This is a genomic window from Variovorax humicola (assembly GCF_037889915.1).
GTDB classification, from domain to species: Bacteria; Pseudomonadota; Gammaproteobacteria; order Burkholderiales; family Burkholderiaceae_C; genus Variovorax; species Variovorax humicola.
The window spans coordinates 1-25,182 of sequence record NZ_JBBKZV010000053.1 but is presented as its reverse complement, the minus strand read 5'-3'; the positions used below and the strand labels follow the sequence as shown (position 1 = coordinate 25,182).

The following is a 25,182-nucleotide window of genomic DNA, read 5'->3' as shown; positions in this document are numbered from 1 at the left end:
CTGGGACAACGCCTGCAGCGAGACGCTGTTCGGGTCGTTGAAGGTGGAGCGGTTGCACGGACAACGCTTCAAGACCAGGCGCGAGGCGAAGGACGAGGCCATCGATTGGCTACTCTGGTACAACCGCGCTCGACTGCACTCGACGCTGGCCTACGTCAGCCCGATGCAGTTCGAGCAGGAATGGCTTGCCAATCAGCCACGGCAAGCCAACTCATGAACTCGGCTATGGGGTACGGATTCCAGGGGCAAGGTCAGAGAAGCGAATCCTTCGCACGATTCACCGACCCATCGCAGGGTCGCACAGCGCGCACTATCCAGCGCCCTACGCAACGGTGCGTTTCCCGCTGACACCCTTCCATTTGCCGTCAAACGCAAATACCCATGCGCATCGTTGCGCATACACCACCCAAGGAGCCCTGCATGGATAACGTCGCAACTACCTCACTCTCGTCGAGAGCGAATCCCGTAGATACCGCGAGGAAGACCGCCGAGGCGGCGGCCAATACCGTTGAAGGGGCAAAGCGGACAGCCAGGGCAGCGGTAGATACAGGGCGCGCCTATGCAAAGGATGCCGTGGACGCAGCAGGCAAGGCCATCGGAAAGGCCAAAACCCGTGCAAACCGGCTCACCAGCCAGACCTCGGAATATGTCGTCGGCCAACCCATGCGAGCTGTCGGTATTGCCGCCGCTGCTGGTTTTCTTTTAGCGGTGGTCCTGCGCGGGCTGCGCAGCCGGTAACCACGCCAACTCTCTTCTCTTCATCAACAAGGTAGAACAACATGAACTTCATTATTTGGCTTGTCGTCGGCGGACTTATTGGTTGGATCGCTAGCATGATCATGCGAACGGACGCCCAGCAGGGCGCGATTCTCAACGTAGTGGTGGGCATCATCGGCTCGATGATCGGTGGCTGGGTGATCGCACCACTTCTAGGGTCTGCGACAGTCAACCAGAATGACTTCAGTCTGAGAGGTCTGCTCGCTTCGCTGCTGGGCGCTGTCATCCTTCTTGCAGTGGTTAACCTAGTGCGGCGCGGAACGGCGCGGTGAGTGTTGGAGCGACGACCCGGGGACTTCTGCGTTGCCAACACGCCGGCAGCGAGCCGGCTTTTTTCTTTCGGGTGGCTCGCCGCTGTCGATCCCCCCGGGTGTAGCTGAAGAACTGGTTGCCGCAGGCTTACATCCCGATTTGCTACGCGATGGGGGTTGCGCACGAAGTAGGCGAGCACCTGCTGGGAGCCGCGAACAGCTGTGCTCCGCAAAATCTCGCCTCTATCAGCTGACTTGGGCGTTCGGCAGACCTCGGAGACGGTTCGTCGGACCTCGGATAGCGGCTACAAGGGCGCCGCCAACTGAGCCAACGAATACTCGTGGTGCAATCCGCCCAGCACGGGCTTTGCGCGCACGCGCGCGCCCGGCACCCATCGATGCCGAGCTTCGGCTTTGGATCGCCGCACCGAGCCAAGAGGAGGGCCCGGCACGCCCGGGCCCAACGCGCTGTGAGGGGGCGTCCGCCGTTGTAGTGCGAGACCCACTCGTGAAGGATCGATCTCAAGTGCGGCCCCGATAGAGGGATCACCCAGTCCAGGCACTCGCGACGAATCGTTCCGATGACCCGCTCACAGATGGAGTTCGCCTTCGGACTTGCGAATGGGGAGCGCAAGACTGCCAGGCCCAACGCCCGGATCGAATCGTCCAGGTGTTTCGCAAAGATGCTGTCCCGGTGATGAAGCAGATACCCGTAGCCGTCGGTGTCCGCGATCACTTCTCTCATCTGCTGCAGCGTCCAAGCCGCGCTCGGATGCGCGGTGACGTTCACGTGCATCAGTCGGCGGTTGCCGTGCTCGATGACGACGAACACGTAGAGCAGTCGAAACGTCGCGGTGACGGTCACGAAGAAGTCGCACGCCAGAATCGACTTCGCGTGGTTCTGCAGGAATGTCGACCAGCGTTGATCACCGCGAGGCTGACCGGGAGGTCGCTTCGGCAGGTACTTGCGGACCGTCCGCGGCGAGACCCGCACGGCCCAGCTTGAGTAGCATCTCGCGCGCGTAGCTGAAGAAGAAGCGGTGTGGCATGCTCTGTTACTCCTTTTGGAGCGTTACTGCATCGTGGGGATGCCATTATTGTGGCCAATGGTTGTGCACGGGTCAGATTTGCGCATTGGACGCCGCAGCCGGCGTCGAGCGACCCTCACTTGCATTTCGGTGCAGCGCTGTATCGCTCCCTCTATGCCCTGTGGGGTGATAGTCCTTTCTTTGCGGATTGATACGGTCGCGCAAGGTTTTCCGTTTGAAAGTCAACACCTTAAACGGGATGCTCGTCGCGCACAGTTGGACGTTGGACACTTACCCCTTAACAGCGCTGGTTGCTCCCAATTTCAATAGGCCAAAGTGGTCGCTACGCCTTGGGCTTCCTGATTTTGGGTCCTATCCCGCCCTTGCGCGAGCCCAGCGCGCTGGCCAGCAGCGCGCGTGTCCCCTCGTGGGAATTCTTTTCTTCACCCAGCTGACGTTCAAGGTCGTCCAGTCGCTGCGCCCGGGCCGCACCCTCCGACTGGGCTTGCGCGAGCAGGCTGGCCTGGACGGTGAGTTGGTCGCGAAGCTCGCGCTCGACTTGCTGGGCGGCCTGCTGCGTCTCGCGCAGCATCCGGCGGCCGGCTTCCAGTGTCTGGGCTGCTGCTTCTTCGCTGCGCATGCGCTGTTGCTGTTCCCTGGCCAGTCCGGCTTCCAGCTGCTTCGAGGCTTGGCGCGCACGGTCGACCTCCTCGAACGCGTGGCGTTCCTGGGCTTCGTGCCGCTGTCGCTCCTCGACGAAGTCCTTGTCGCGCACGGCCAGCGCCGCCGCCTGCGCCTGCCGCAGCACTTCCTTGCTGGCGGCCTCACAATTAGGCATGCCAGTCCCCGGTACCGAACATCTCACCAGGACCGTCCTTGACGCAGTAGGCGCGCTCTTTTCCGCCACCGGCTTCGCTTCCTTCTGCCTGCCAATCCCCGGAACGACGCCGCCGGTCTATGTGGCCGCAGGCGAGCCCGACGCCATCCGACTGCTGCTACCGGACTGCGCGAACGACTCCATCGCCTGATTTCCTTCCCAGGCCGTTTCGCAAAGCATGCGAATGGGCGAAGCGCAGCTCTGCGTTCGATGGGCCAAACATTCCGATGTGATTCGACAACGGGCGACTCAGCCTGTCACGTGAAACCCACCGGCGCTCAGCTCCAGAACTTCCACCACGGCCGTCGGGCCGTTCGCAGATGCAGCGGCCGCGTGTCCAGGCGGTCGAGCACGATGGCCGCCGCGCCGAAGCGGGTCCGCGCTGCGTCATCGGCGGCCCTGATGCGGGTCTCTTCCCGGGTGTCAGACCGCTCGTCCTTGAGCGTCGCTGGGACTGGCTGCAAAGAGTCTTCTTCGGAGAGCGGGCCAGGGTCGGTCATGGTGCTATTTTCGTCCTTTCCGGTGCCGATCCATTCAACTGGCAGATGTCAAAGCAATTCACGGCCCGGGAGCGAATCGAGTACCGCGGCAATGACTCATCTCGCCCGAAGAGCCTCTTTCCGCGCCTGGACGGCGTCACGGTCTACGCGCTGACCGTCGAGCGAATCACGGGGAAGCATCAAGTTCTTCCTGCGACAGAGATGCATGGCCGGCCGCTGACCACACGAAGTCACCCGAGGCTATACCCGCGTCCTCGTCTCTTGGTCGACCGGCTGCCGAATGACGCCAGGCATGGCGGAGGCATGGATACCGAAGCCTTCCATGGGCGATACCCCTCAGCAGGTGATCTTGCGGAACATGATCGTCAAGGTTGAACGAGTAGAAGAGCTTGTCCTGTACGCCACCTTGACAACCCATCATGTCGACGCACTCCCCAGTGAGATGCCCCGAACATAGCGTCATTTCAGCTCGACCCAGGCTGGCGCATGGTCGCTTGAACCAGCCAGTCCGCGCACTGCGCGATCGACACCGGCCTGCAGTGTGCGTCGGCTCACAGCAGGGCTCAACAGCAAGTGGTCGATACGCATGCCCGCGTCGCGCGGCCACCGGTTGCGCAGATAGCTCCAGAACGTGTACGCCGGCGTGGTCGGAAATTGGCGACGCAGGGCGTCCACCCATCCGGCGTCGAGGAGCTCCTGGTATGCCGCTCGCGGCCCCGGCTGCAAGAGCGCGTTGTCCTTGAAAGACCGGATGGCATAGATGTCGGCGTCCGTCGGCACGACGTTGTAGTCGCCCGCGAGCACCACCGGATGGCCTGAGGCGAGCAGCGAGGCGGCGTGCCGGTTGAACCGCTTGAACCAATCGAGCTTGTAGTCGAATTTGGGGCCAGGCTGGGGGTTGCCGTTTGGCATGTACAGGGAGGCAATCACCAGTCCCTGAACTGCAGCTTCCAGATAGCGTGCCTGCCGGTCGTCGGTCTCTCCAGGCAAGCATCGGCGGATTTCAATGGGAGCGATGCCCTTGCCCAGAATGGCGACGCCGTTCCAGGTTTTCTGGCCGTGAACCAAAGCCTCGTATCCCAGCTCCCGCACTGCATCGAACGGGAATTCGGCCTCCGTGCACTTGAGTTCCTGCAGACAGACCACATCAGGGGCTGTGACGTCGAGCCAAGCACGCAAAGGATCCAGGCGCTTGCGCACGTCGTTGATGTTGTAGGTGGCGATCCTCATCGTAGAAGCGAGGCGGACTCGATCGGAGAGGAGCGTCCTATCGAGACAGTCTCCGAAATGCGCTGAGGTGCCGGATCGCTCGCTGACGGTGACCCAGTTCGTCGTGCAATCGCCCGGCATTGAAATGCGCATCCGCCAGATTCGGATCGAGCTGCAGCGCCATGTCATAGCTGACCAGCGCTTCTGCAAAGCGATTCAAGTCTTCCAGCGCCACAGCGCGGTTGAAGTAGAGCAGCGGCTCTTCCGGTCGGTGCTCAATGCCTTTGGCGAAGACGCGCACGGCCTCTTGACACTCGCCGCCCTCGCAAAGCAGTGCCCCGAGGTTGAGATACGCATTCGTGAAGTCCGGCGCTGCAGCGATTGCTTGACCGTAGACGTGCCTCGCCGCGTTGGCGTCGATCTCCTCCATGGCCTCTGCGCGGGCAAACAGCTCCTGGGCCGAAACCGCCTGTACAGAATGTGAGGAGGAAGCTCTCGGCTCCCGTGCCGAAGCCAGATGCCGCACAACCGTCACCCCTGCGCCCTTTGCCTCGGGGCCAATATCGAAGTCCATCAGGAATTGGCCCGACTCGGGCTCCCACTGCGAATCGCGGTCTCGCACCGCAACGTTGTTGCCCACCGCCGTGAGCCGCAGGCCGGTCAAGGGCGCCTGCGCAGGCAGGTCATCCTTCAATCGCCGCAGCGTGCGAATGATCTTGGCGGTCGCAATGCCTGCTGCCTTCAACTCATAGGCCGTGCGGAGCAGAACAACGTCCTGGAAAGAAAACAGATACGCCCGGCGCGGTCCTCTCCGCGGCTTCACGAAACCCGTCTCGACCAGACGAACGATGGCGCTGCGGGAGTGGCCGAGCATCTCCTGAACGCTTCGGATGGTGTGCGACTCCAGATCGACCTCCGCCAGATCACTTCCTCGCGCGGGCGCGAGCCGGCGCCGCAACCGGTTCGCCCTCGGTCTTGGGCGCGCGCCGGACGCCTTTGCGCTCCTTGGCCATCGCGGTCACATTGCCTGCATCGGCCGCATCGGCCGCATCGGCCGCCTTCGCCACCTTGGCGGCCGCCGGCGCCTTCGTCGCCGCAGCCGGAGATCGCTTCAGGCTGGCCATGAGTGCCGCGGTGAGGTCGATGACCTGCGCACCTGGCTCTTCGCCCGCATGCGGTGATGCCACGACCTCCTTGCCAGCGATCTTGGCGTCGATGGCCGCCAGAATGCGCTTCTTTTCCTCGTCCTCGAACATGGTCGGATCGTAGGTGTCTTGCGAGATCTGGTCGATCAGCTGCAACGCCAGCTTCAGCTCCGCCGGGGTCGGGTCGGTGATCTCGATGTCGAGGTCCGTCAACGAGCGGACCTCGTTGGCGTAAAGCAGCTGCTGGAGAACGAGCCCATCCTCTGCTGCGCGCACCTGGACGACATATTGCTTGCCCTTCCAGGCCCATTTGGCGAGCGCACATCGGCCGCTTTCGCGCATCGCCGCACGCAGAAGGCTGTAGGGCTTGCCGCCGCGCTTGTCCGGCGCCAGGAAGTAGGCCTTGTCGTAGTAGATCGGATCGACTTCTTTCTCGGGAATGAACGACACGATGTCAATCACGTGACTCGCGTCCTCTTCCAGTGCCTTGAGCTCCTCCGGCTGGAAGAGGACGTACTGATCCTTCTCGAACTCATAGCCCTTGATCATTTCGCTGCGCGGCACGACCGTCGTCATGTCCTTCTCGGACACGTACTGCTGCTTGACGCGGCTGCCGTCCTTGGTGAGGAGGTTGAAGCGGATGGTCTCCGACGACTCGGTCGCCGAGTAGAGCTTCACCGGGATCGAGACGAGCCCGAAGCTGAGAGACAACGATGCAATGGAGCGTGCAGCCATGATTTCCCCGTGCCGTCACGGCGCGATCCCGCCGCAGGAGAGGAAAATCTGCCACAAAACGCACGTGCGGGGAAAGAGGACGACGCTCCGACTGTCCGTCGGCCCCGCCGATCCGGCGGCAGCGCGTCCGATGTCCCACTCGCCCGGCGCGGCCTCAGTCGGTCACAGTCGGTCGGTCGGTCAGCCAGCCTTCCGAGCCGAGAAGCCGAGCGTCTTCATTGCGCGCGTCAAGGTCTGTTTTTTCGCCCAGTAACCTTTCCAAGGGTCCTCGGTCTGGAACGACAGGTGCTCGCGCGCCGTCGCGATGGTCCATTGGGCACCGCTCTTGAGTTTGGCCAGGTCGTCCCACGACACGGGCATCGACACACCCAGGCCGGGCCGCGCCCGTGCGGAGAATGCGGCCGCAGTCGTGGCACCGTGTCCGTTGCGCAAGTAGTCCACGAACAGCTTGCCCACCCGGTTCGAAGGACCGCTCTTCACGACGAAGCGCGACGGAATGGCCCGCGCGAGATGTTGCACGACCGCCTGCGAAAAGTCCTTGACGGTGTCGTAGTCGAGCCGCGGTGCCAGAGGAACAACCACGTGCAGTCCCTTGCCGCCACTGGTCTTCAGCCAGGCCTCGAGCCCGAGTTCGGAGAGGAGGGTGCGCACCAGCACCGCGGCATCCTGCACGTGCTGCCACGGCGTGCCTTCGCCTGGATCGAGGTCGAAGATCATGCGATCGGGCTTGTCGAAGTTCTTCGCGGTCGAGTTCCACGTATGAAACTCGATCACGTTCATCTGTGCGGCGCTGGCCAGCGCCTGCGCCGATCCGACTTCCAGCAGGGCGCCATGTCCCGGCCAAAACCCTGGATCGAGCTCCTTGATGCCGGGGATGCTGATCTTCTCGTCGTGCTTCTGGAAGAACAGCTGCCCTTGAATGCCCGACGGCCCGCGCACCAGCGAACAAGGCCGCCCCTCGAGGTGAGGCAGCATCCATTGCGCGATCGACTCGTAGTAGCGCACCAGGTCGAGCTTCGTCAGGCCCGAGCTCGGATCGATCACGCGGTCCGCGTTGCTGACCTTGATGCCGCCCGCAGCGGATTTTCCTGCTGTCCTGACCGGCCCGGCGCCGACCTGTTTGGCGGTTTCCCGCACGATGCCGGTCGCTGGCTTGTCGATCCGCAACGCGACATAGGTCGCATGCCGGATCTGTCCATCCGGCGTCCAATCCGAGAACGACACTTCGGCAACGAGGCTTGGCGTCACCCACCGCTCGCTGCCTGCGGCGCGCTTCGACCATCGGCCCGGCTTCGACGCGCCAGCAGCGAACGGCGGCTTGTCGGTTTCGATCTTCGACAGCCGTTTCTTGAGCCCGGCAGCTTCTTTCGCATCCCAGCCGGTGCCCACGCTTCCCACCGACACCAGTTCGCCGTTGGGCGCATGCACGCCGAGCAGCAGACTTCCGATCTGCGAAGCTTCGCCGGTCCGATCGGTGTATCCGGCAATCAAGAACTCCTGGCGCAGCTGGCACTTGAGCTTGATCCACGTCTCGGTGCGACGCGAGGCGTAGGGCGCGTCGATGCGCTTGGCGACCACGCCTTCCAAGCCCATGCGACATGCGGAACTCAGGATCGACGCAGGATCGGCCCCGAAGGCCGCGCTGAATCGAATCCGGTCAGTCCCCCGCTCCTTGAGGAACTCGTCCAGGAGCTGGCGCCGCGCGCTGAGAGGCGCCTCGCGCAGGTCATAGCCCTCGAAGTAGGGCACGTCGAACAGGAAGTAGACGATCTGGTCCGTGCTCGTCTTCCGATCGAACGCATTCTGCAGGGCGTTGAACTTCGGCAGGCCATGTTCATCGAGCACAACGATTTCGCCATCGAGCCACGCCGATTGGACGCCGAGCTGCTCCAGCTCGCGCACGAGGCTCGGCATCTTCGCGGACCAGTCGTTACCGCCACGCGTCACGAGCGTTGGCTTCCCATCCTGAATCCGTGTCATCAGGCGGTAGCCGTCGAACTTGATCTCGTAGACCCAGGTGCCCGTCGCTGGCACGCCGGTGGCCAGCGTGGCGAGCTGCGGACTGATCTTGGCCGGCAAGGGCGCCTTGACGGCGCCGGGGCGTCCCTGGTCGGCCTCGTCAACCTTGCGCTCGGGCTTGGGTCTGGACTCAGGCGCTGTGTCAGCTGCAGAGGCCTTCTTCAGCGGCTTGGCAATCACGCTGTCGGGCAGGGCAGAAACGACGTCGTACTCCGCCTTCGGTCGCGCGAACCCGTCGCGCTTCTTGAACAGGATCCATGGCTCTTGCTTTTCGCCACCCTTGGCGATTTTGACGAGTTCCCACAGGCCTGCGAGCTTCTGGCCGTACAGGTGGAAGAGCAGCTTGCCCTTGGCGAGGCCCTCGCGGGGGTCACCGACGGGTTCCCATGTCCCGTTGTCCCATACGATCACCGTGCCGGCGCCGTACTGCTTCGGCGGAATCGTCCCTTCGAACGAGCCGTACGAGAGTGGATGGTCCTCCACGTGGATGGCCATGCGCTTGTCAGCCGGGTCGAAGCTCGGTCCCTTCGGCACCGCCCACGACAGCAGCACCCCGTCCAGTTCGAGCCGAAAGTCGTAGTGAAGCCGGCTGGCCGCATGCTTCTGGATGACGAAGGAGAGAGCCTGCGAATTCCTAGCCTTGCGTTCACCCCGTGGCTCGGACGTGACGGCGAAGTCGCGCTTGCTCCAGTACCGTTCGAGGGGGTCGACGGGCGTGTCTCGGGCGGTCATTCGACAAATCTAGGGTGATTCGTTCGAGCTGTCGAGCTTGACGGGCTCATGCCCGTGTCGGACTCGCCTGCCAAGCGTGTTCGTCGTTCACAGGGTGACGGTCCGCTGGCGCCATGACGTGCGAGCAACTACAGGCGCAAGACATGGCAGACGACAAGACCCAACCCGGCGGACAAGACCGCGCGCGCATCAACATCAACGAGGACTACGAGGTTCAGGACTGGTCAAAGTTCAGAGTGTCGCCCGACACGCTCAAAGCCGCCGTGAGGGCCGTCGGGACGCACGCCGCCACGGTCGAGCAACACCTCAAGGGTCAAAGGCGGAGGTGATCATGACGTTCATGGTCCTGGTCAAGTCCGCGTTCAAAGGTCCAGTACGAGCACTGGCGACTTTGAGCGCGAGCAGCATGGCGTGAACTGATCATTCCTCGCTTGCTCGTCGGGCATAAGGTACATGTCGCGATGATCTGGCGTACCTTCGAGTACGCGTGTGATGCAGGTACCGCAGATGCCTTCGCCGCAAGATGTTGCGACCTCGATGCCCGCTTCTGATAGTGCTTCGACCACCGTCTGGTCTTTGGAAATGAGAATGGTCCTGCCGGAACTTGCCAGTTTCACCTCGAAGGCCCGGTCGGTATCAAGCTTGACGACTTCGGCGCTGAAAAACTCGTAATGCAACTGCGCTTCGGGCCAACCAGCCTTGCGTGCAGCACCCAGCCCGGCATCCATGAAGCCCTTCGGACCGCACACGTAGAGGTGTGTTCCACGCGACGGCTGCGCGAGCAAGGCGCTGATGTCGAGTTTCTGCGCCGCGTCGCCGTCGTCGAAATGAAACGCCACCTTGTCGGCGAATCCCGAGGCGGCAATGCGCCCCCGAAAGGCAGCACGCTCGGGCGAACGCGCGCAATAGTGCATCTCGAAGGACTCACCCACCATCGCCAGCCGCTCGGCCATACACAGGATCGGCGTCACGCCGATGCCGCCGGCCAGCAGCAGACTGTGCCGAGCCTCGTGAGCCAGTGCGAAGTGGTTCTTCGGTGCGCTGATCTGCAGCAGGTCCCCTTCATTCACCAGTTCGTGCATCGCCTTTGAGCCACCACGTGAGGCAGCGTCTTTCAGCACGCCGATAAGGTAGCGATGCTTTTCGCTGGGCTCATTGCAGAGCGAGTACTGCCTGGTGATCCCGCCAGGCACATGCACCTCGACGTGCGAGCCTGCCGAGAACACGGGAAGCGCACGACCTTCAGGCTCGATCAGTTCAAAAGTGCAGATGTCAAGCGCCTCCTGCACCTTGCGCGCCACGCGCACCGTCATGTGGTCTGCGTTCATGGCGCTACATCACGTGCAGACCACCGTCGACCATCAAGGTGGTTCCGGTGATGAACGAAGCCTCACCCGAGGCGAGCCACAGGATCGGCCAGGCAATTTCCTCGGGCGCCGCCCAGCGGCCGATGAGTGAGGTGTCGTTGCGTTCGGTCTTCAGCGCATCCACGCTCTTCCCGGCCGTTTTTGCCCTGTCGACATGAAAATCAGTGAGCGTCGATCCGGGGCACACCGCATTTGCGCGCACGCTGTAGGGTGCTTCCTCGAAGGCAAGCGTGCGCGTCATGGCCAGCATCGCGGCCTTGGTTGCATCGTAGAGGCCCATGCCTTTGCGGCCGGTGACTGCGTAGCACGACGATACGTTGACAATGCTGCCGCCGCCCGCGCTTCGAAGTGCCGGCAGCGCAGCCCTGCAGTAGTTCGCGGTACCGATCATGTTCACAGCGACCATTGCGTGCCACTCCTGCGGTTGCGCGAGGGCAAGCGGCGCATAGTTGCGCATCGCGGCGTTGTTGATCAGTGCGTCGATCCGGCTGAAGGCAGTGAGCGTCCGTTGCACGGCGTGCTCTGCCGCTTCTGCATCCGCCACGTCCGCCACGGTGTAGTCGACGCGTGCGTCCGGCGTCGCATCGCGAATCGCCGCCGAGGTGCGTTCCAGCGCCTCTGCATTGGCGTCGACCAGCATGACTGCTGCGCCCTGTGCGACAAAGATCCGCGCGCACGCGGCGCCTATGCCGCCGCCGCCACCGGTAATCAGCGCGACCTTGTTGGCAAGTCGTGTCATGGCGCTCAGTCCGCCTTGGCGCCAGTGGCCTTGATCACCTTGCCCCAGCGCGGAATCTCGGTCTTGATCCAGCCCGCGAACTGATCGGGCGAGCCAGCAACCACCTCGAACTCCATCTTCTCCAATTGCTCGCGCACTTCGGGCGACCGAAGGATCTTCGTGATCTCCGTGTTGTAGCGGTCGATGATGGGCTTGGGCGTTCCGCCTGGCGCGAGAAAGCCGATCCACGAAACAGCCACAAAGTCGGGATAGCCCTGCTCGATCATGGTCGGCACGTCGGGCATCGACGGGAAGCGCTTCGCACCGGTTGAGGCGATGACCTTGACCTTGCCGTCCTTCACGAAGCCGGAAATATTCCCCGGCACGAGGAATGCTGCATCGACCTGGCCGCCTACCAGATCAACCACCGCAGGACCGGAGCCTTTGTAAGGCACGTGTGTGATGTCGACGCCAGCAGCGGACTTCAGCATCTCCATCGTCAGATGCGAGGCGCTACCCATGGACACCGACGCGTACGCAAGTTTCTTGGTCTTTGCGAGCGCCACGAACTCCTTCACATTGTTGACCGGAACGCTGGGGTGCACGGCCAGGAACTGGGGCGAAGTGACGGCCAGCGTGATCGGCGTGAGATCCTTCACCGGGTCATAGGGCAGCTTGCTGAACAGCGTGGTATTGATCGCGATCGGGCCATTGAAGCCGACCAGCAGCGCGTGGCCGTCCGGTGCCGCCTTGGCCACTTCGTTGGCGCCGATGTTGCCGCCGGCGCCACCCCTGTTTTCCACGATCACAGGCTGACCAAGTGCTTGTTGCAGCTTGGGCTGCACAAGCCGCGCCACCACGTCGTTGGTACCGCCGACGATCGGTACGATGATGCGCACTGCCTTGGTGGGTGCCCAGGCCTCGGCAGCGGCCATCTGGTTCGATAGGAGCGCTGCGGCGCCGGCAATCAGGCTCAGAGCGGCCCGGCGCGTGAATAGGAACTTCATTGATATCCCCTTTGCGCTCAGATCGAATAGACCGGGTGCTCGGAGGCATCCGCGAGGTGCACCTTGGCCCACTCCTGCGGCTGCTGGTCGCGCGGCAGCAATACGCCGGCGGCCCGCACGCGCTGCGCGCCAGCATCGATCGCGGGCGGGTCCGTGTCGGGCTGCAGCGCGGTTGCGGCTTCGTAAAGCATGCGGCGGGCCATCACGATCGCGCGGTCTGTGGGCAGCAGTTTTTCCTTCTCGTGATTCTGAATCGGGCCCATGCTCTCTTGAAGCGAGGCGTCCTGCATCGAGAAGCCGAAGACACCGCTGTAGGCTCGCTTTTCCTTTTGAGCCCTGCGGTCGATCAGATAGTCGTTCTCCTTGTTGGCCTTGGTGCGGAAGGTTCCCGGAATGTATTCAACATGGATGCCCTTGCCCTCTTCCATGTGACGGCGCTCGTCCTGGGACAGCGGCTTGTCGGGATGGAAGTTGATGCTCCAGGCCCAGCAGTTGTGGTCGTCGATGGGCACCCAGACGTGGCCGCCGAGGGCGTGCTCGCCGAAGGGCGGGATCAGCGTGAACCAGGGGAAAAGCCACTGCGTGACGCGCCAGTAGTACGAGTCTGGCTCGCCATTGCGGCGGCCGTACAGTGTGAGACCGAAGTCGTTCTTCTCGATGTCGAAGATCACATTGCCGTCGGCCTTGATGTAGTCGTTGGCCTTGGTGCCCTGGTGCATCGGGTCTTCATCCACCTCGAACTTGTGCACGTAGGACACGTGGCTGGTGTCGATGCCGCCTTCCATGGCTTGCAGGTAGTTCGACTCCTGCAGCCGCTTTGAAACAAACACATGGCTGGGCGGCAGCGTGCACCATTCCACATCGGGCGGCGCAGGTTGCTTGTCCTTCGGGCCCAGGTAAGCCCAGACCATGCCTGCACGCTCGATGCATGGGTAGGCGGTGATGCCCATGTGCTTGCAGGCCTGCGGGGCCGACGGCACATCCACGCACTCGCCAGTCACGGAGAATTTGAGGCCGTGGTAGGCGCAGCGGATACCGTTCTCCTCATTGCGGCCGAAATACAGCGAGACGCCGCGGTGGGAGCAGAACTCGTCGATCAATCCGGGCCGACCTTGGGTATCGCGGAAGGCGAGGAGCTTTTCTCCAAGGATCTGCACGCGCACCTGCGGGCCATCGGGCTCGGCGATCTCGCTGGACAGGAGGATTGGCACCCAATAGCGGCGCATCAAGTTGCCCATGGGGGTGCCGGGGCCGGTACGGGTCAGGGTCTCTGCCATTTCCTTGTTCATCGCGTGTCCTGTGTCGTGTGTGATTGAGAGAGAGAAAGGGATCTGTGCTTGTCCGTCTGATGAGACTATAGTCCGCCTGACGGACAATGCAAGCGTTGCCACGACTTATCTCCGACATCTGATAGGGTCTTCTCATGGAAATTGAATCGATTGCCCAGGACAAGTCGGCCGAGAGCGTCCGAGCAGTTGACCGCGCGCTAGACATCCTGTTGGCCTTCAAGGGGGCGGATGGCGGCCTGACGGTGGCCGACTTGCTGAAGCGCGTGGACCTGAGTCGGCCCACGCTGTACCGATTGCTACACACGCTCGAGAAGAAGGAGTTCCTGATCTCGTCGGGCGATCCGCAGCGCTTTCGCCTGGGACCTTCGGTGGCGCAACTTGCGCACTCCTGGAACGCGGGACTCAATCTGGCTGAAGTGGCGCAACCTGCAATGCAGCGCGTATGGGAGGCCACAGGAGAAACGGTGGCGCTGTTCGTGCCGGAAGGGCTGATGCGCCTATGCGTGGCCGAGATGCCAAGCCAGCAGGCGCTAAGTTTCCGGCGCGGGGTCGGCTACCGCGAACGCCTCGTGCTAGGCGCAAGCGGACGTGCGATCCTGGCGCAGATCGAAGCCAACATCGAGTTGGATAGCTACGCTGCAGGGCTCGAAATCGATCTGCAGAAATGTCGCGCCGAACTTGCGAAAACCCGCAAACGCGGCTTTGCCGTGAGCCGCGACGAACTGATCGTGGGAGCAGTGGCCATTGCCGCGCCGATCTTCGATGGCGCGAGCCGAGTGGTCGGCTCGTTGGGAATCTTTGGGCCAACCGTGCGGCTGCCCGATTCAAAAGTCGAAGAATTCGGCCGGTATTTGATCAGAGAGACGTCGGCCGTATCAACCAGCCTCGGCTATCACGAGAAACCCAGCAAGGTGCGGCCATGATGCGTCGTATCTATACGTAGCCAGCCGTGAAGCTTTCGGTGTTTTGGACTGTCGAAGTGGAGGATGACAGCTGACAGTCAGGGCAACGGAGGCTTAATATTTTGGTTCTTCAGGGTTTTGAGTGGGTCGCCCGCGTAGCTGATACGCTGTCATGCAGTCTCCGAGCGGAGGTGACGCGATGGACAGCACCGAGCTTTATCGACAACTGCTGGGCGTGACGACGCCATGGACGGTGGAGCGCGTGGACATGGACGTGCCGCACCTGCGGGTGGACGTTCACCTGGCTCACGCAAGCGGAGCTCGCTTCGCGTGCCCCGAGTGCGGCGCTGAGCTCAGCGTCTACGACCACACCGAGGAGCGCATCTGGCGGCATCTGGACAGCTGTCACTTCCAGACATTTCTGCACGCGCGACCGCCGCGCGTGCAATGTCCTGAGCACGGCGTGCTGCGCGCCAAGCTGCCGTGGGCCGAGCCCGGCGCACGCTTCACAAACCTGTTCGAGGCGCTGGCCATCGACGTGCTGCTGGCCACCGACGTGAAGAAGGCGGCAACGATCCTGGGCATCACCTGGGACGAGGCCTGGCACATCATGGAGCGCGCAGTGCGTCGCGGGCGCGCGGCCAAGGGCCGTGCGGTGCCGGCGATCATCGGCGTGGACGAGAAGGCCATCGCCAAAGGGCATCGATACATGACGCTGGTGTGCGACCTGGAGCAAGCGACGGTGGAGTACATCGAGCGCGATCGCAAGCAAGCGAGCCTGCAGTCGTACTTCGACGGTTTCGAGTCTGGGGCGCTGGAGGCGGTGCAGGCTGTCAGCATGGACATGTGGCCGCCGTACATCAACGCCTGCCTGGAGAAGATTCCCGGCGCCAAGGGCAAGATCGTGTTCGACCGCTTTCACATCATGCGCCACGTCATCGACGGGGTGGACATGGTGCGAAAGCGCGAGCACAAGGCGCTGCTCGCCGGGGGCGACGCCACTCTGAGCAAGAGCAAGTACCTGTGGCTGTACAGCGCCGAGAACGTGCCCGACAAGTCACGCGAGCACTTCGACGCCCTCAAGAGAGGCGAGCTCAAGACGGCACGTGCGTGGGCGTTGAAGGAGTCGCTGCGCGAGCTGTGGCACTTCACCCGCCAAGCCTGGGCCGAGAGGTTCTGGCGGCGCTGGTACTTCTGGGCGACACACTGCCGACTGCCGCCGATCGTGCAGGCGGCAAAGCTGATCGCGCGGCACTTGCCCAACGTGCTGACGTACTTCAAGCACCGGATCACCAACGCCGTCGCCGAAGGACTGAACTCGAAGGTCGCCACGATCCAGAAACGCGCCTGCGGCTATCGAAACCCCGAGCGATTCAAGATCGCCGTGTACTTCCACTGCGGCGGACTGAACCTCTGGCCGCCCCGGTTCACCCACTGAAAAGTCTGAAGGACCAATATTTTCGGCTTAGGGAGAGCGGGGCCGGGGGTACCCCTACTTTTTTCGGAGGCTTTTTGATGTCGCCCGACGCTGCAGTTCATCGGTTCGAATACGACGGTTGGCATGTAGTGGTTGAGCTGGACGGGTCCAACCTCGATGGTGTTTCCTCTGGTCATGCGGATCTCCAACGCAATGGGGAACCCAAGTGCCGGATTACCTTGGCCGGGAAACACAAGGACGTTGCCAGTGCGATCGCGTCATTGTCGGAAAAGGCGCGAGCGTTCGTCGACGAGTGGGACATCCAACGCGGCTAGGGCGCCTCGCCCTTCAGTGAGCAACGAACCAGACCACGTGATGATTGCCATCGCAGAGCTGGCGAGGACGGACGGTGGCTTTTCTGCCGACGAGGCGATTTCTGCGATCGCGGCGATGATGGATCGGCTTGGAACCCGCGAGCGAGGCCTATCGGCAAGCCATGAACGTGCTCGCAGAGATCGAGGAGCTACGGTATGGAACCTGGCGCAGTTTGGGCCTGATCCGCGCTCATGCTTAGCCGGAAAAGCATAACCTCGCGAGCGGCCTTCGTTTTGGCAGTCCACTCATCAGTAGTACCGGTCGAGTTCAGGCTTGCGGCCTCGAGGTAGTTTTCGCACGCGCGAGTGCGAGGTGTCCTGGCAGCTTTCGGCGGACAAGACTTGCCGATGGAGGTCTTCACCGACGGCGTCCAGCTGCGCCAGTGGCAGCTCTCGACGCTGCCCCGGGCAAGGCATATCCTAGAGTAGTACCACCTGCGAGAAAGGGTGGGCAAGCTCAACGCCGTCGTGCATGGCCGGCCGACGGCCAGCCGACTGAGATCCGCCGACCACGACTGGTTGTCGAGGCTTGCGGGCGGACTGAAATGGCGGCTTTGGCATGGTCGAGCGCCAGAAGCTACGCGCCGCCTTGCGGCAATGCTATACGTCCTTGGCAGATCGACGGTGTGCCGCAAACCGGCCGCGCGTCGGATTCGAAAGCTCACCCTCGAATTGATTGGCTACCTGCGCAACAACTCGGACTCGTTGCCCAAGTATGGAAGGCGCTACCGAGCTGGCCGACGCATCTCCAGTGCCTTTGTGGTCGGCGGTCAACCAGCTGATCGACAAGCGCATGTCGAAGCAGCAGATGCGCTGGGATCCGCGCAGCGCGCATCTGCTGCTTCAGGTGCGGGTTCGCGTCATCGACGGCCAGTTGCGCGATGACTTTGCCCGCGGGTACCCCGGATTCCCTTCGAATGACTCAACGCTGTCATTGACCCCACCAAATCAAACGCTCACTTACCCCCCGCTCGAGTTGCTGGGCGGCCGGGCGGCCTGCGGCGTGTATCGCAGCATCCGACGGCCGGCCTCGAGTCCGCCATCGAACTTTGCGACCTCCTGACCTTGGGCGAAGGAGAGTGTGCAAGATTGTGGGAGGCTGCTTAAGTCGTGCAACCCTAGCTCGCGGCCTCAGCAACCCATATCCACCTGTTTGTGGATGCCTCCGTGCTTCAGCATGTGCAAGCTCTGCCTGCAGTGGCTTCGAGGGGTGCATCCATGTTTAGTCTGAAAGGCAAACAGCAGGCCGCCAAAAACCAGGCGGACGAGATAAGGCGCCAGCAGGCGCAGACGGCACCCTACTGCAACCCGGAGGACATGCTGCGGAGGGAGGCCGTTTATGTCCTGCAAGATATGCGCTGGACGGCGCTCAAACCCAATTTCACTCCCAAGCCCGAGGCAGGATCCGAGCCGGATTCGGACCGCTACATGTACTCGCTGTCCGAACTGGTGCAGACCTTCACCAACGCAAACAGCGCTTCGGCCCTGTGCCTGTCCGGTGGCGGAATCCGCAGCGCGACATTCAGCCTGGGCGTGCTGCAGTGGCTTGCCGGAAAGGGCCAGCTGCAGGACTTCCATTACATTTCCACCGTCAGCGGCGGTGGCTACATGGGAAGCTGGCTGGTCAACGGGTTGTGGCAGGCCTACCTGAGCGGCAGCTGCGCGAAGCGAGAGGAATACGAGGCGCCCAGGCGCAAGGCCAGGGCCGACTTGAACGACAAGATCGGGGCGGCCAGGAAGTCACGGCAGGCCAACGCCGACAAGACTGCGGTGGCAGCGCTGGAAGCCGAACTCCGGGAGATCGCCGCGGCGGCCAAAGCGGCCGCGGCGGCCGAGGAGAAGGCCGCCGACACCGCCGGCAAAGAGGCTGTGAAGTTGCGCCTGGACCGCATCGGTCACAGCGCCGGCACCGAGGGCGCATCCAGGATGGCTGGCGCCACGCGCATCAGCGGCGGTGCGACGGACCCTGTCGCCCCGCTGCGCGCCTTCAGCAACTACCTGAGCCCCCGGGGCGGCCTGAGCACCGACGCATTCGCGCTCGTTGCGATCTTCCTGCGCAACCTCATGCTCAACTGGACGGTGTGGTTGCCGTTCCTGGCGGCCCTCGTGGCACTTCCGCGGCTGTACCTCGCGGTGGACATGCTGGCCCCCAAGAGCTTGGCCGGGTGGGGACCGTTGTGGGGCGTGTTGGTGCTCATCATCCTGGGCATCGCCTACATCGCGTCCGACTTGCCCGAGCCTGTCCGCCGGCCGGCCAGGCAGCCCCAGGTGCCGCAAAAGAGCATGTTCTCGTGGGCCTGCTTCCTGCCGATCACACTGGGCGTGGTGGGCTTGGCCTTGCTGGGCTCGTGGACGGAGCCGCTGCACAAAAAGGACCTGTGGTGGTTCGCCGCCGGGGGCGCGGCGGCGCACTTCCTCGGCATGCTGCTGGGCGTGCTGTTGCGCAAGCACTGGCGCAAGCTCGACATGCGGCCTGCCAGCCCCTGGGGCGTGTTCATCGTCGTGGTGGTGGGCGCCGTGGGCGGCTTGCTCGCGTCGATGGTGCTGTCGCAGCTTGGGCAGGGCACCGTGGCGCAAGAGCTGTCGGCCACGCAGCGCTTGCTCTACGCGAGCTTCGCGGTGCCGGCGATGACAGGCGCCTTCTGGCTGTCCATGACGCTGTATGCCGGCTTGATGGGTCGCGTCAGCAGCGAGGAGGACCGCGAATGGTGGGCCCGCGCCACTGCGGCCTGGCTGATCTTCACGCTGGGTTGGGTGGCCGCCTTCGGCCTGGTCGTGTGGGCGCCGATCTTCATCCTGGGCTACGTGGCCGACGCAGGCATCACCGCCGTCAAGTTCGGTGTAGGCAGTGGGGCCCTGGGCGTGCTGACCGCGCTCAGCGGCTACTGGAGCAAGCACGGCAACGACATCAAGACCCAGACCCAGCGCGTCATGCGCTTGCTGCGCCACCGGATACTGGATGTCATGGCCGCGCTGGTGCTGCTGGCCATCCTGCTGACGCTCTCGATGTGCTGGCACATCGCGCTGGACCGCTGCCACGGCTGGAACTGGAGCCGCGACGTCTGCACGACCGACCTGCACGCGCAGACGGAGTACCTGCGCGAGCAGGTGCGCATGCAGGCCGCCACGGCAGGCGTCGCGGGCAGTGACATCGCGCGCACGGAGGCGACCGAGCCCGACCCCGTCAGCGCCGAGTTGGCCGAGCTCGGAAGCTCGGCCGGTGCCCAGGTGTATGCCCACGTGCTGCTGCGCTCGAACGCGCTGGCGCTGGTCGGGGCTTGCGGGCTGCTACTGATCGTGTCCATCGGCATGGCGTTCTTCATGGGCGCCAACCAGTTCTCGTTGCACGGCATGTACGGCAACCGCCTAGTGCGCGCTTTTCTCGGCTCCGGGCGGCCGGTGCGCCACCCGCACTGGTTCACGCGCTTCGATCCCGACGACAACCCGCCGCTGGCCGATCTCGGCGCGCCATTGCGCTCACCGCAGGGACAACCGCGCCTATACCCGTTGGTCAACATCGCGCTCAATCTGGTGAAGCCTTCGGACAAGCGGCTTGACTGGCAACAGCGCAAGGCTGCCTCGTTCGTTGCCACGCCGCTCTTCTGCGGCTCTGCCCACCTTGGCTTCAGGCCCACCGAGTTCTATTCCGGCGGCATGTCGCTGGGCCGCGCGATGACCATCTCCGGCGCGGCGGCCTCGCCCAACATGGGCTATCACAGCTCAACGCTGGTGACCGCCGTGATGACGCTGTTCAACGTACGCCTGGGCTGGTGGTCTCCCAACCCTGTGCAGAATTTCCGTTGGTACAAGGAGCAGGCCGGCCTGGGCCTGGACGTCATGCTCGCAGAGGCGGCCAGCGCCACTGGCGACGAGGACCGGTTCATCTATCTATCCGACGGCGGCCACTTCGACAACATGGGCATCTACGAGATGGTGCGTCGGCGCTGCCGCCGGGTCTTGCTAGTCGACGCCAGCTGCGACGGCGCATACGAATGGAGTGACCTGCTCGATACCGTGCGGAAGATCCGTGTCGACCTCGGCATCCCTATCAGGCTTCCGCCTGTGCTGCCTGGCCACGGGCCGGATGGTCCGCGCAGCCTCACGGCCGACATCCTCTACTCCGAGCGCGACGGCAGCGCCGCCAGCGAGGACGGTCAGCTGGTCGTGCTCAAGCCCGTCCTGCGTGAGACGGACCCGCCCGAATTGGCCGCCTATGCCCGGGACAGCGCCAAGCCCGGCAAGGACGGCACGGACCCCAACCGATTCCCGCACCAGAGCACCGTCGATCAGTTCTTCGACGAGCAGCAGTTCGAGAGCTACCGGCTGCTGGGGTACGTGACAGCCGACTCCGTGCTGGGCCCGCTGACACTACCGCCGCTTGGCGGAGGGGCATCCACGCCTCCTGCCGTATCGACGCCCCCTTCGACCCCCACGCCATCGCCCGCCGCGAATACGGGGGCCGTATCGTGACCGGCGCCACCTTGCCCCCGTGCCGGCAGCATCGCCTTCCCACCTCGTGGCGTGGCGTGCTGCCAGTCGCAGTCGCCCTGCTGCTGGCACAGCCCGGGGGCGCCCGTGCCGAAGGCGGCGACAAGCCGCCACCGCTGCCCACCCAGGTGAGCGCTGCGGGCCAACAGTACGTGCGCTGGGCGGCCACCTTCGCTGCATGGCGGGCGGGGGCCACGGCCTCGTCGTCGGAGAGTCCGCGCGAAGCTGCCATCCGCAAGTCCACGCGCCTGCACGTCGTGCCTACGCCTGCGCCGCTCCTTGGCACGCAGCAAAGGTTGGACGGCCACGCTATCGTCGTGAGCACGGGCCTCATCACGCTACTCCACGAACTGCTGTTGGCCGAGGCCACCTCCTCCGGCTGCTTCGACGGCTACGCGGGCGAAGTGGTCGCCGTGCTGGACGGCAATCAGAAGGCAGCACGTGACTACGCAGTGGCCCTTCGCGATGCCACCCAGGGTATTCCGGCAACGGGCAACAGGGGTCAGCCCGTACGGGCACTGCCAGCCACTCCCGTCAACGCTTGGCCGCGCCTTGGCGATCGCATCGGCCAAGCCGGGACCGCCTGCGAAAACGTCAAGCCCGCGGCGCTGCAAAGCGCGGCAACGCGCGCCTGGGTGAACAACAACGCCGACTCATTGGCACTGTGGGTGTTGACCCACCAAGTTGCCGTCCTTGCCGCCGATCCCGCGATCGATACGCCAGCGCCTAGGCCGGACGTTGCACCGGCAACCTCCCAGACTCGTGGAGCGCCTGATACCCAAGCTCATGCGCCACAATCTGCCCCCCCAACTCCATGGCCCGCCCCGTCGCCGGCCAAAGCTGCCTGCCTTGAAGAGATCGCCGCCACAGCCAAGGCCGCCGCTTCGACTGCTACCACGCCTGTGCCGCCTTCGCTTCGCGCTCACCTTGCGCTATGCACCACTGAACGCAACGATAAATTGGGAGCGTTGAGTTGGCTTCAAAAAAATATCGGGTTGCTCGGCACAAACTGAGGTGCCGGTGCGGTTTGCGCCGGATCGAGCGTCGCCCGTGAACGGCTTGGAGAGCATCCATGTCCATACATCCTGAATCCGTGAGCCGAAATGCTCTCGGGGGCAATTGGGGCTACTCTGTGACGGACGTAGACGCGCAATTCGAAGCCCGCGTCATGGCAGTGCCGAAATCAACGGGAAGAAGACGCCGGCATCACGAGTGGGGGAACGATTTGGGTTGGTTGTACGTGCGCGGGCCCACGCCGCAACGTCGCTGGAATGCGATTCTTTGGGTCCGTGAATTTGTGAGCCCGGTGTCGTGAGCCCGGTGATCTGCCGGCTGCACTCATCCGCACGCAGCAAAGAGTTCTGCGTGCAGCCGCTGGAAGGCCTTGGCCGCGCGATCGTTGGCACCGAGCCCGAGGATGAGGCGCCGGCCATGCTCGATGAGGCGACCGGCGCGGTAGATGAGTTCCTGCATCACGGTCTTGAGGCGCCTGCGCTTGGCCGCATGGCGCACCGGTGCATCGGGCCCCAGCAGCCCGGCCTGTCCCATCAGGCGCAGGATGCTCATGGCCAACGCCGCGAGTTCGCACACCAGATAGTTTGTATCGAACTTGCCCGAGGGCAGTCGCTCCAGGTCAAGGTCGGTCTTGAACTCGGAATGGAACTGCTCGTGCGTGCCGTGGTCGGCATACAGCGCGATGATGGCCTTCGCATCGAACTGTTTGGCGCCCAGGCTGGTGGTCCAGCCGTCCAGCGTGAGCTTGGGCTCGATCAGCAACTGGCCCTTCATCGATGGTGCGCTCAGTCAGACGCAGCACCCGGCGCAGCGGCCGCTCGATGCCCTCGATGTGCAGCGCCTGTTCCCACAGCGTCACGCGCTTGCCATCCCGCGGATGTTCCCAGAGCGTGGTGGCGTCGGCCTCAAGCCGCTCGGCCAGCGCTGCCACATCGGTCGTGCGTGTTCCACTTGATCAGCCAGTCCACCGCTGGCATCCCCGGCACGCCGGCCCGGTTGTACGAATCGATCTCACGCATCAGCGCCGCGGAGTCGAAGCCAGAGTCCAGCCGCGCCAGGATCGGTGCCTTCGGCCCCGCCGCGCTCAGGCGTTGCGCCATCGGGAGCACACGCTCAAAGTTGAATTGCGTCTCCGACGCCGAGTGCTGCACGCCCGGGCGCAGCGCCAACTCCAGGCAGAACCCGTGCGAGCCCAGATACGCGGCCAGCGGACAGTAGCCATCGACCCCGCTGTAGGTGCGCCCCACGCCGTCCTTGGCGGTGTCGCCGTTGTCCATCATGAACGTATCGACATCCAGCGAGAGCCAGCCGCACGGCAAGACGCCATAGTCGAGCCGCACGCCGGACAGCAGCGTCTCGATCAACGGGGGCAGGAAGTCAAACAGGTCGCCCGCGCGTGCATCCAGGCGCTGGCGCGGCGTCGGGCTGGAGGGCAGCAGCTTGATACCCAGCGCCTGCTTGAAGAAGGCATCGCCGCGGAAGTTCTCGATCGCGTCGAAGTCGCTCTTGCCCTGGACCAACAGACCCAGGTAGCTGCGCAGGATGTCGCTGTTGGCAACGCCATTCTTCACGGGCAAGGCGCTGTCGATGCGCTTGAACACCGAGGCGAGTCGGTTCAGATGATGTGCGACCAACGCCAGGCCGGCCACCGGGTGAGGTCGTAGTCGAGTTGCTTGACGATGAAGGGGCGCATTTCGAAGAATCAGACGCATTTGAAACAGCGTCATCGACGCCTCGCACTCGTCTCGCGTTTACCGAAATCACATCGCATCGGCCTCACCCGCAGGGTGAACCACTTTCACTCTTGAGCTCACGGATTCAGGTTAATTGCATTGCAACTCGCATTTGCGTGAATGGAAAAGACCTCAACCGGCAAATAGCCGATGCGTCCCAAGATCGCGACTGTCTTGATCTACCAGTTGATGCGCCATGTACAGAAACGCGAACCACGGAAGAACGTCGAAGGGCGAACGGACGCAAAGAAAACGATGTCGCAACCTTTGCGACCTCGGTGTCTTCTTGGCGTCTTATTCCGTCAGCGGCAATGCCGATCTTTGCCGATCAGATGGCGATGAATTGCCCATCGACTGGCAAGTAAAGAATCAGCTGGACACTGTGACGCCACCCTGAATCCCTCCAGCGACCGCCCAAAATTAGTCGGTCAGGTACGAATTGGCTCTACCTCATGCGAAGGATGTGCCAATGAAAAGAACGGGGGACGATGGACCGGCCAGAAAGGGAGTCAGATCGGAAGGCGGCAACCTTCGTGAGATTAGAAACCTCTCGCCATGTGCCACCCCAACGGAAGTCAAGCACATGATCGACCTTAGTGTCATCTCAGGTTGCTGCCGAGCATCTGCAGGTTTAGCGGCTGCGTGCAAGTCCGCATTTGTGCTGGCCACAATAGTTTTAGTAACGACGACGTCGGCAATCGCCCAGGCGCAGCGCACAGCAGCGCCGCGTGTCCCCGATGCCGAAGCCATCGCGGCCAAGCAGGAAAAAGCGCGGCTCGCCGATACCGACACCATCCTCGCGCTCAGCAACGACGGCGCCGTGCTGTACGCCAACGACAACGTCAAGCTGTCGGGCTACCAATACTGCAGCCAGGCGGTGGCACTGGCCGACAAGGGCGAGTTCCGCCAGAGCGTGCGCGCGGCCAGCAAGGCGCTGCACGTGGCGCAGGCCACCAACAACCCCGACCTCCAGGCCATGGCCAACCGCGACCTGGCCATCGTCTACAGCTATTCCGGCCAGCTTGACAAGGCCGAGGAATTCGCGCGCGAAGCGTTGCGCTACGAGTCGAAGGATCCGAAGCTCGTCATCGGCCCGGCCAACAAGGTGATCGGCGACGTGCAGACACGGCGCGGCAACTATGCCGGCGCCGTGAGCAGCTATGAAACCGCGCTGGCCAACAGCTCCGAGCGCTATGCGCCGCTGGTGCAATCGTCGCTGGTCAATGCGTTGATCGAATCCGGCGACACGGCGCGTGCGCGGCAATTGCTCGACGGGATCGCGCCACCAACCGATGCACAGCTCGCAGCACAGCTCGACCGCACGCGCGCACGGCTGCTGCTGGCCGAGAAGAAGCCGGACGAAGCCGTGGCGCTGTACCGCCAGCTCACCACGCGCCAGGTCGGCACCGACTCCGGCTACTACCAGCTCTGGGCCTGGGACGGGGTGGCGCGCGGCGAGTTGGCGCGGGGCGACAAGGCGGCTGCTTCGGCCGCCGTGGGCAAGGCGCTTGCCAGCGTGGACGGCGTGCGCTCGAAGTTCCGCAGCGAAGAATTCAAGATGGGGCTGTTCTCCGACCTGCAGTCGGTGTTCGAGCGCGGC

21 protein-coding genes and 2 pseudogenes are annotated in these 25,182 nt (G+C 63.5%); 10 read left to right on the top strand and 13 right to left on the bottom strand.

The window, feature by feature from the left end; translation table 11 throughout:
- The 3 genes from WKW80_RS35155 to WKW80_RS35145 form a co-directional block, all read left to right on the top strand.
- The coding region (locus WKW80_RS35155) for an IS3 family transposase (protein WP_340368196.1) at positions 1-217 on the top strand (217 nt) is incomplete at its 5' end.
- 203 nt (positions 218-420) lie between these two features.
- Positions 421-738, top strand: a complete 318-nt coding sequence (locus WKW80_RS35150; RefSeq protein WP_340368195.1) for a hypothetical protein — start codon at positions 421-423, stop codon at positions 736-738.
- 41 nt (positions 739-779) lie between these two features.
- Positions 780-1,049 carry a GlsB/YeaQ/YmgE family stress response membrane protein gene (locus WKW80_RS35145; protein WP_340368194.1) on the top strand — a complete coding sequence of 90 codons (270 nt, stop codon included), beginning with the start codon at positions 780-782 and terminating at the stop codon, positions 1,047-1,049.
- Positions 1,050-1,191: 142 nt separating this feature from the next.
- Here the strand turns inward: WKW80_RS35145 and WKW80_RS37645 are convergent, their stop codons facing one another.
- From WKW80_RS37645 to ligD, 8 genes are all read right to left on the bottom strand, one after another.
- A complete protein-coding gene (locus WKW80_RS37645; RefSeq protein ID WP_422823038.1) occupies positions 1,192-1,773 on the bottom strand; it encodes an integrase core domain-containing protein in 582 nt (193 codons plus the stop codon).
- A 181-nt stretch (positions 1,774-1,954) separates the two neighbouring features.
- Positions 1,955-2,077 carry a hypothetical protein gene (locus WKW80_RS35140; protein WP_340368193.1) on the bottom strand — a complete coding sequence of 41 codons (123 nt, stop codon included), beginning with the start codon at positions 2,075-2,077 and terminating at the stop codon, positions 1,955-1,957.
- 322 nt (positions 2,078-2,399) lie between these two features.
- Complete coding sequence (locus tag WKW80_RS35135) at positions 2,400-2,894, bottom strand: hypothetical protein (protein ID WP_340368192.1); 495 nt, start codon at positions 2,892-2,894, stop codon at positions 2,400-2,402.
- A 317-nt stretch (positions 2,895-3,211) separates the two neighbouring features.
- Positions 3,212-3,433: a hypothetical protein gene (locus WKW80_RS35130; protein WP_340368191.1), complete on the bottom strand. Its 222-nt coding sequence runs from the start codon at positions 3,431-3,433 to the stop codon at positions 3,212-3,214.
- A 459-nt stretch (positions 3,434-3,892) separates the two neighbouring features.
- Entirely contained in the window at positions 3,893-4,663 is a 771-nt protein-coding gene (locus WKW80_RS35120) for an exodeoxyribonuclease III (RefSeq protein ID WP_340368190.1), read from the bottom strand.
- Between the two features lie 37 nt (positions 4,664-4,700).
- Positions 4,701-5,600 carry a tetratricopeptide repeat protein gene (locus tag WKW80_RS35115; protein ID WP_340368189.1) on the bottom strand — a complete coding sequence of 300 codons (900 nt, stop codon included), beginning with the start codon at positions 5,598-5,600 and terminating at the stop codon, positions 4,701-4,703.
- Positions 5,566-6,522 (bottom strand): non-homologous end joining protein Ku, encoded by a 957-nt coding sequence (ku, locus tag WKW80_RS35110; protein ID WP_340368188.1) that lies wholly within the window; start codon positions 6,520-6,522, stop codon positions 5,566-5,568. The genes WKW80_RS35115 and ku overlap by 35 nt, the downstream gene beginning before the upstream one ends.
- Before the next feature lie 180 nt (positions 6,523-6,702).
- Complete coding sequence (gene ligD / locus WKW80_RS35105; RefSeq protein ID WP_340368187.1) at positions 6,703-9,273, bottom strand: DNA ligase D; 2,571 nt, start codon at positions 9,271-9,273, stop codon at positions 6,703-6,705.
- Positions 9,274-9,416: 143 nt separating this feature from the next.
- Here ligD and WKW80_RS35100 point away from each other — a divergent pair, with 143 nt between their 5' ends.
- The gene (locus WKW80_RS35100; protein ID WP_340368186.1) at positions 9,417-9,602 is read left to right on the top strand and encodes a DUF3606 domain-containing protein; all 186 of its coding nucleotides are present in this window, start codon (positions 9,417-9,419) and stop codon (positions 9,600-9,602) included.
- Positions 9,603-9,635: 33 nt separating this feature from the next.
- Here WKW80_RS35100 and WKW80_RS35095 read toward each other — a convergent pair whose 3' ends face one another.
- From WKW80_RS35095 to WKW80_RS35080, 4 genes are read right to left on the bottom strand one after another with little or no spacing between them, the layout of a single operon-like run.
- Positions 9,636-10,601, bottom strand: coding sequence for a PDR/VanB family oxidoreductase (locus tag WKW80_RS35095; protein ID WP_340368185.1), 966 nt, complete (start codon positions 10,599-10,601; stop codon positions 9,636-9,638).
- Positions 10,602-10,605: 4 nt separating this feature from the next.
- Entirely contained in the window at positions 10,606-11,388 is a 783-nt protein-coding gene (locus tag WKW80_RS35090; protein ID WP_422823037.1) for an SDR family NAD(P)-dependent oxidoreductase, read from the bottom strand.
- Positions 11,385-12,365: a Bug family tripartite tricarboxylate transporter substrate binding protein gene (locus WKW80_RS35085; protein WP_340368183.1), complete on the bottom strand. Its 981-nt coding sequence runs from the start codon at positions 12,363-12,365 to the stop codon at positions 11,385-11,387. Before WKW80_RS35085 ends, WKW80_RS35090 begins: the two co-directional genes overlap by 4 nt.
- Before the next feature lie 17 nt (positions 12,366-12,382).
- A complete protein-coding gene (locus WKW80_RS35080; protein ID WP_340368197.1) occupies positions 12,383-13,654 on the bottom strand; it encodes a Rieske 2Fe-2S domain-containing protein in 1,272 nt (423 codons plus the stop codon).
- Between the two features lie 134 nt (positions 13,655-13,788).
- On the opposite strand from WKW80_RS35080, the gene WKW80_RS35075 reads away from it, so the two are divergent.
- The 5 genes from WKW80_RS35075 (at position 13,789) to WKW80_RS35055 (ending at position 21,848) form a co-directional block, all read left to right on the top strand.
- Positions 13,789-14,577, top strand: a complete 789-nt coding sequence (locus WKW80_RS35075; RefSeq protein ID WP_340368182.1) for an IclR family transcriptional regulator — start codon at positions 13,789-13,791, stop codon at positions 14,575-14,577.
- 178 nt (positions 14,578-14,755) lie between these two features.
- The gene (locus WKW80_RS35070; protein WP_340368181.1) at positions 14,756-15,994 is read left to right on the top strand and encodes an ISL3 family transposase; all 1,239 of its coding nucleotides are present in this window, start codon (positions 14,756-14,758) and stop codon (positions 15,992-15,994) included.
- Between the two features lie 77 nt (positions 15,995-16,071).
- Entirely contained in the window at positions 16,072-16,308 is a 237-nt protein-coding gene (locus WKW80_RS35065; protein WP_340368180.1) for a hypothetical protein, read from the top strand.
- Between the two features lie 1,257 nt (positions 16,309-17,565).
- Positions 17,566-20,817 (top strand): patatin-like phospholipase family protein, encoded by a 3,252-nt coding sequence (locus WKW80_RS35060; RefSeq protein ID WP_340368179.1) that lies wholly within the window; start codon positions 17,566-17,568, stop codon positions 20,815-20,817.
- The gene (locus WKW80_RS35055) at positions 20,814-21,848 is read left to right on the top strand and encodes a hypothetical protein (protein WP_340368178.1); all 1,035 of its coding nucleotides are present in this window, start codon (positions 20,814-20,816) and stop codon (positions 21,846-21,848) included. Before WKW80_RS35060 ends, WKW80_RS35055 begins: the two co-directional genes overlap by 4 nt.
- 325 nt (positions 21,849-22,173) lie before the next feature.
- Here WKW80_RS35055 and WKW80_RS35050 read toward each other — a convergent pair.
- A pseudogene (locus WKW80_RS35050) lies at positions 22,174-23,561 on the bottom strand (IS1380 family transposase).
- 679 nt (positions 23,562-24,240) lie between these two features.
- Between WKW80_RS35050 and WKW80_RS35045 the strand changes: the two are divergent.
- A pseudogene (locus tag WKW80_RS35045) lies at positions 24,241-25,182 on the top strand (tetratricopeptide repeat protein); the annotation flags it as partial.

Coding starts and splice junctions, on each gene's coding strand:
- WKW80_RS35150 (WP_340368195.1), top strand. CDS start 421: ATGGATAACGTCGCAACTACCTCACTCTCGTCGAGAGCGAATCCCGTA.
- WKW80_RS35145 (WP_340368194.1), top strand. CDS start 780: ATGAACTTCATTATTTGGCTTGTCGTCGGCGGACTTATTGGTTGGATC.
- WKW80_RS37645 (WP_422823038.1), bottom strand. CDS start 1,773: ATGAGAGAAGTGATCGCGGACACCGACGGCTACGGGTATCTGCTTCAT.
- WKW80_RS35140 (WP_340368193.1), bottom strand. CDS start 2,077: ATGCCACACCGCTTCTTCTTCAGCTACGCGCGCGAGATGCTACTCAAG.
- WKW80_RS35135 (WP_340368192.1), bottom strand. CDS start 2,894: ATGCCTAATTGTGAGGCCGCCAGCAAGGAAGTGCTGCGGCAGGCGCAG.
- WKW80_RS35130 (WP_340368191.1), bottom strand. CDS start 3,433: ATGACCGACCCTGGCCCGCTCTCCGAAGAAGACTCTTTGCAGCCAGTC.
- WKW80_RS35120 (WP_340368190.1), bottom strand. CDS start 4,663: ATGAGGATCGCCACCTACAACATCAACGACGTGCGCAAGCGCCTGGAT.
- ku (WP_340368188.1), bottom strand. CDS start 6,522: ATGGCTGCACGCTCCATTGCATCGTTGTCTCTCAGCTTCGGGCTCGTC.
- ligD (WP_340368187.1), bottom strand. CDS start 9,273: ATGACCGCCCGAGACACGCCCGTCGACCCCCTCGAACGGTACTGGAGC.
- WKW80_RS35100 (WP_340368186.1), top strand. CDS start 9,417: ATGGCAGACGACAAGACCCAACCCGGCGGACAAGACCGCGCGCGCATC.
- WKW80_RS35095 (WP_340368185.1), bottom strand. CDS start 10,601: ATGAACGCAGACCACATGACGGTGCGCGTGGCGCGCAAGGTGCAGGAG.
- WKW80_RS35085 (WP_340368183.1), bottom strand. CDS start 12,365: ATGAAGTTCCTATTCACGCGCCGGGCCGCTCTGAGCCTGATTGCCGGC.
- WKW80_RS35080 (WP_340368197.1), bottom strand. CDS start 13,654: ATGAACAAGGAAATGGCAGAGACCCTGACCCGTACCGGCCCCGGCACC.
- WKW80_RS35075 (WP_340368182.1), top strand. CDS start 13,789: ATGGAAATTGAATCGATTGCCCAGGACAAGTCGGCCGAGAGCGTCCGA.
- WKW80_RS35070 (WP_340368181.1), top strand. CDS start 14,756: ATGGACAGCACCGAGCTTTATCGACAACTGCTGGGCGTGACGACGCCA.
- WKW80_RS35065 (WP_340368180.1), top strand. CDS start 16,072: ATGTCGCCCGACGCTGCAGTTCATCGGTTCGAATACGACGGTTGGCAT.
- WKW80_RS35060 (WP_340368179.1), top strand. CDS start 17,566: ATGTTTAGTCTGAAAGGCAAACAGCAGGCCGCCAAAAACCAGGCGGAC.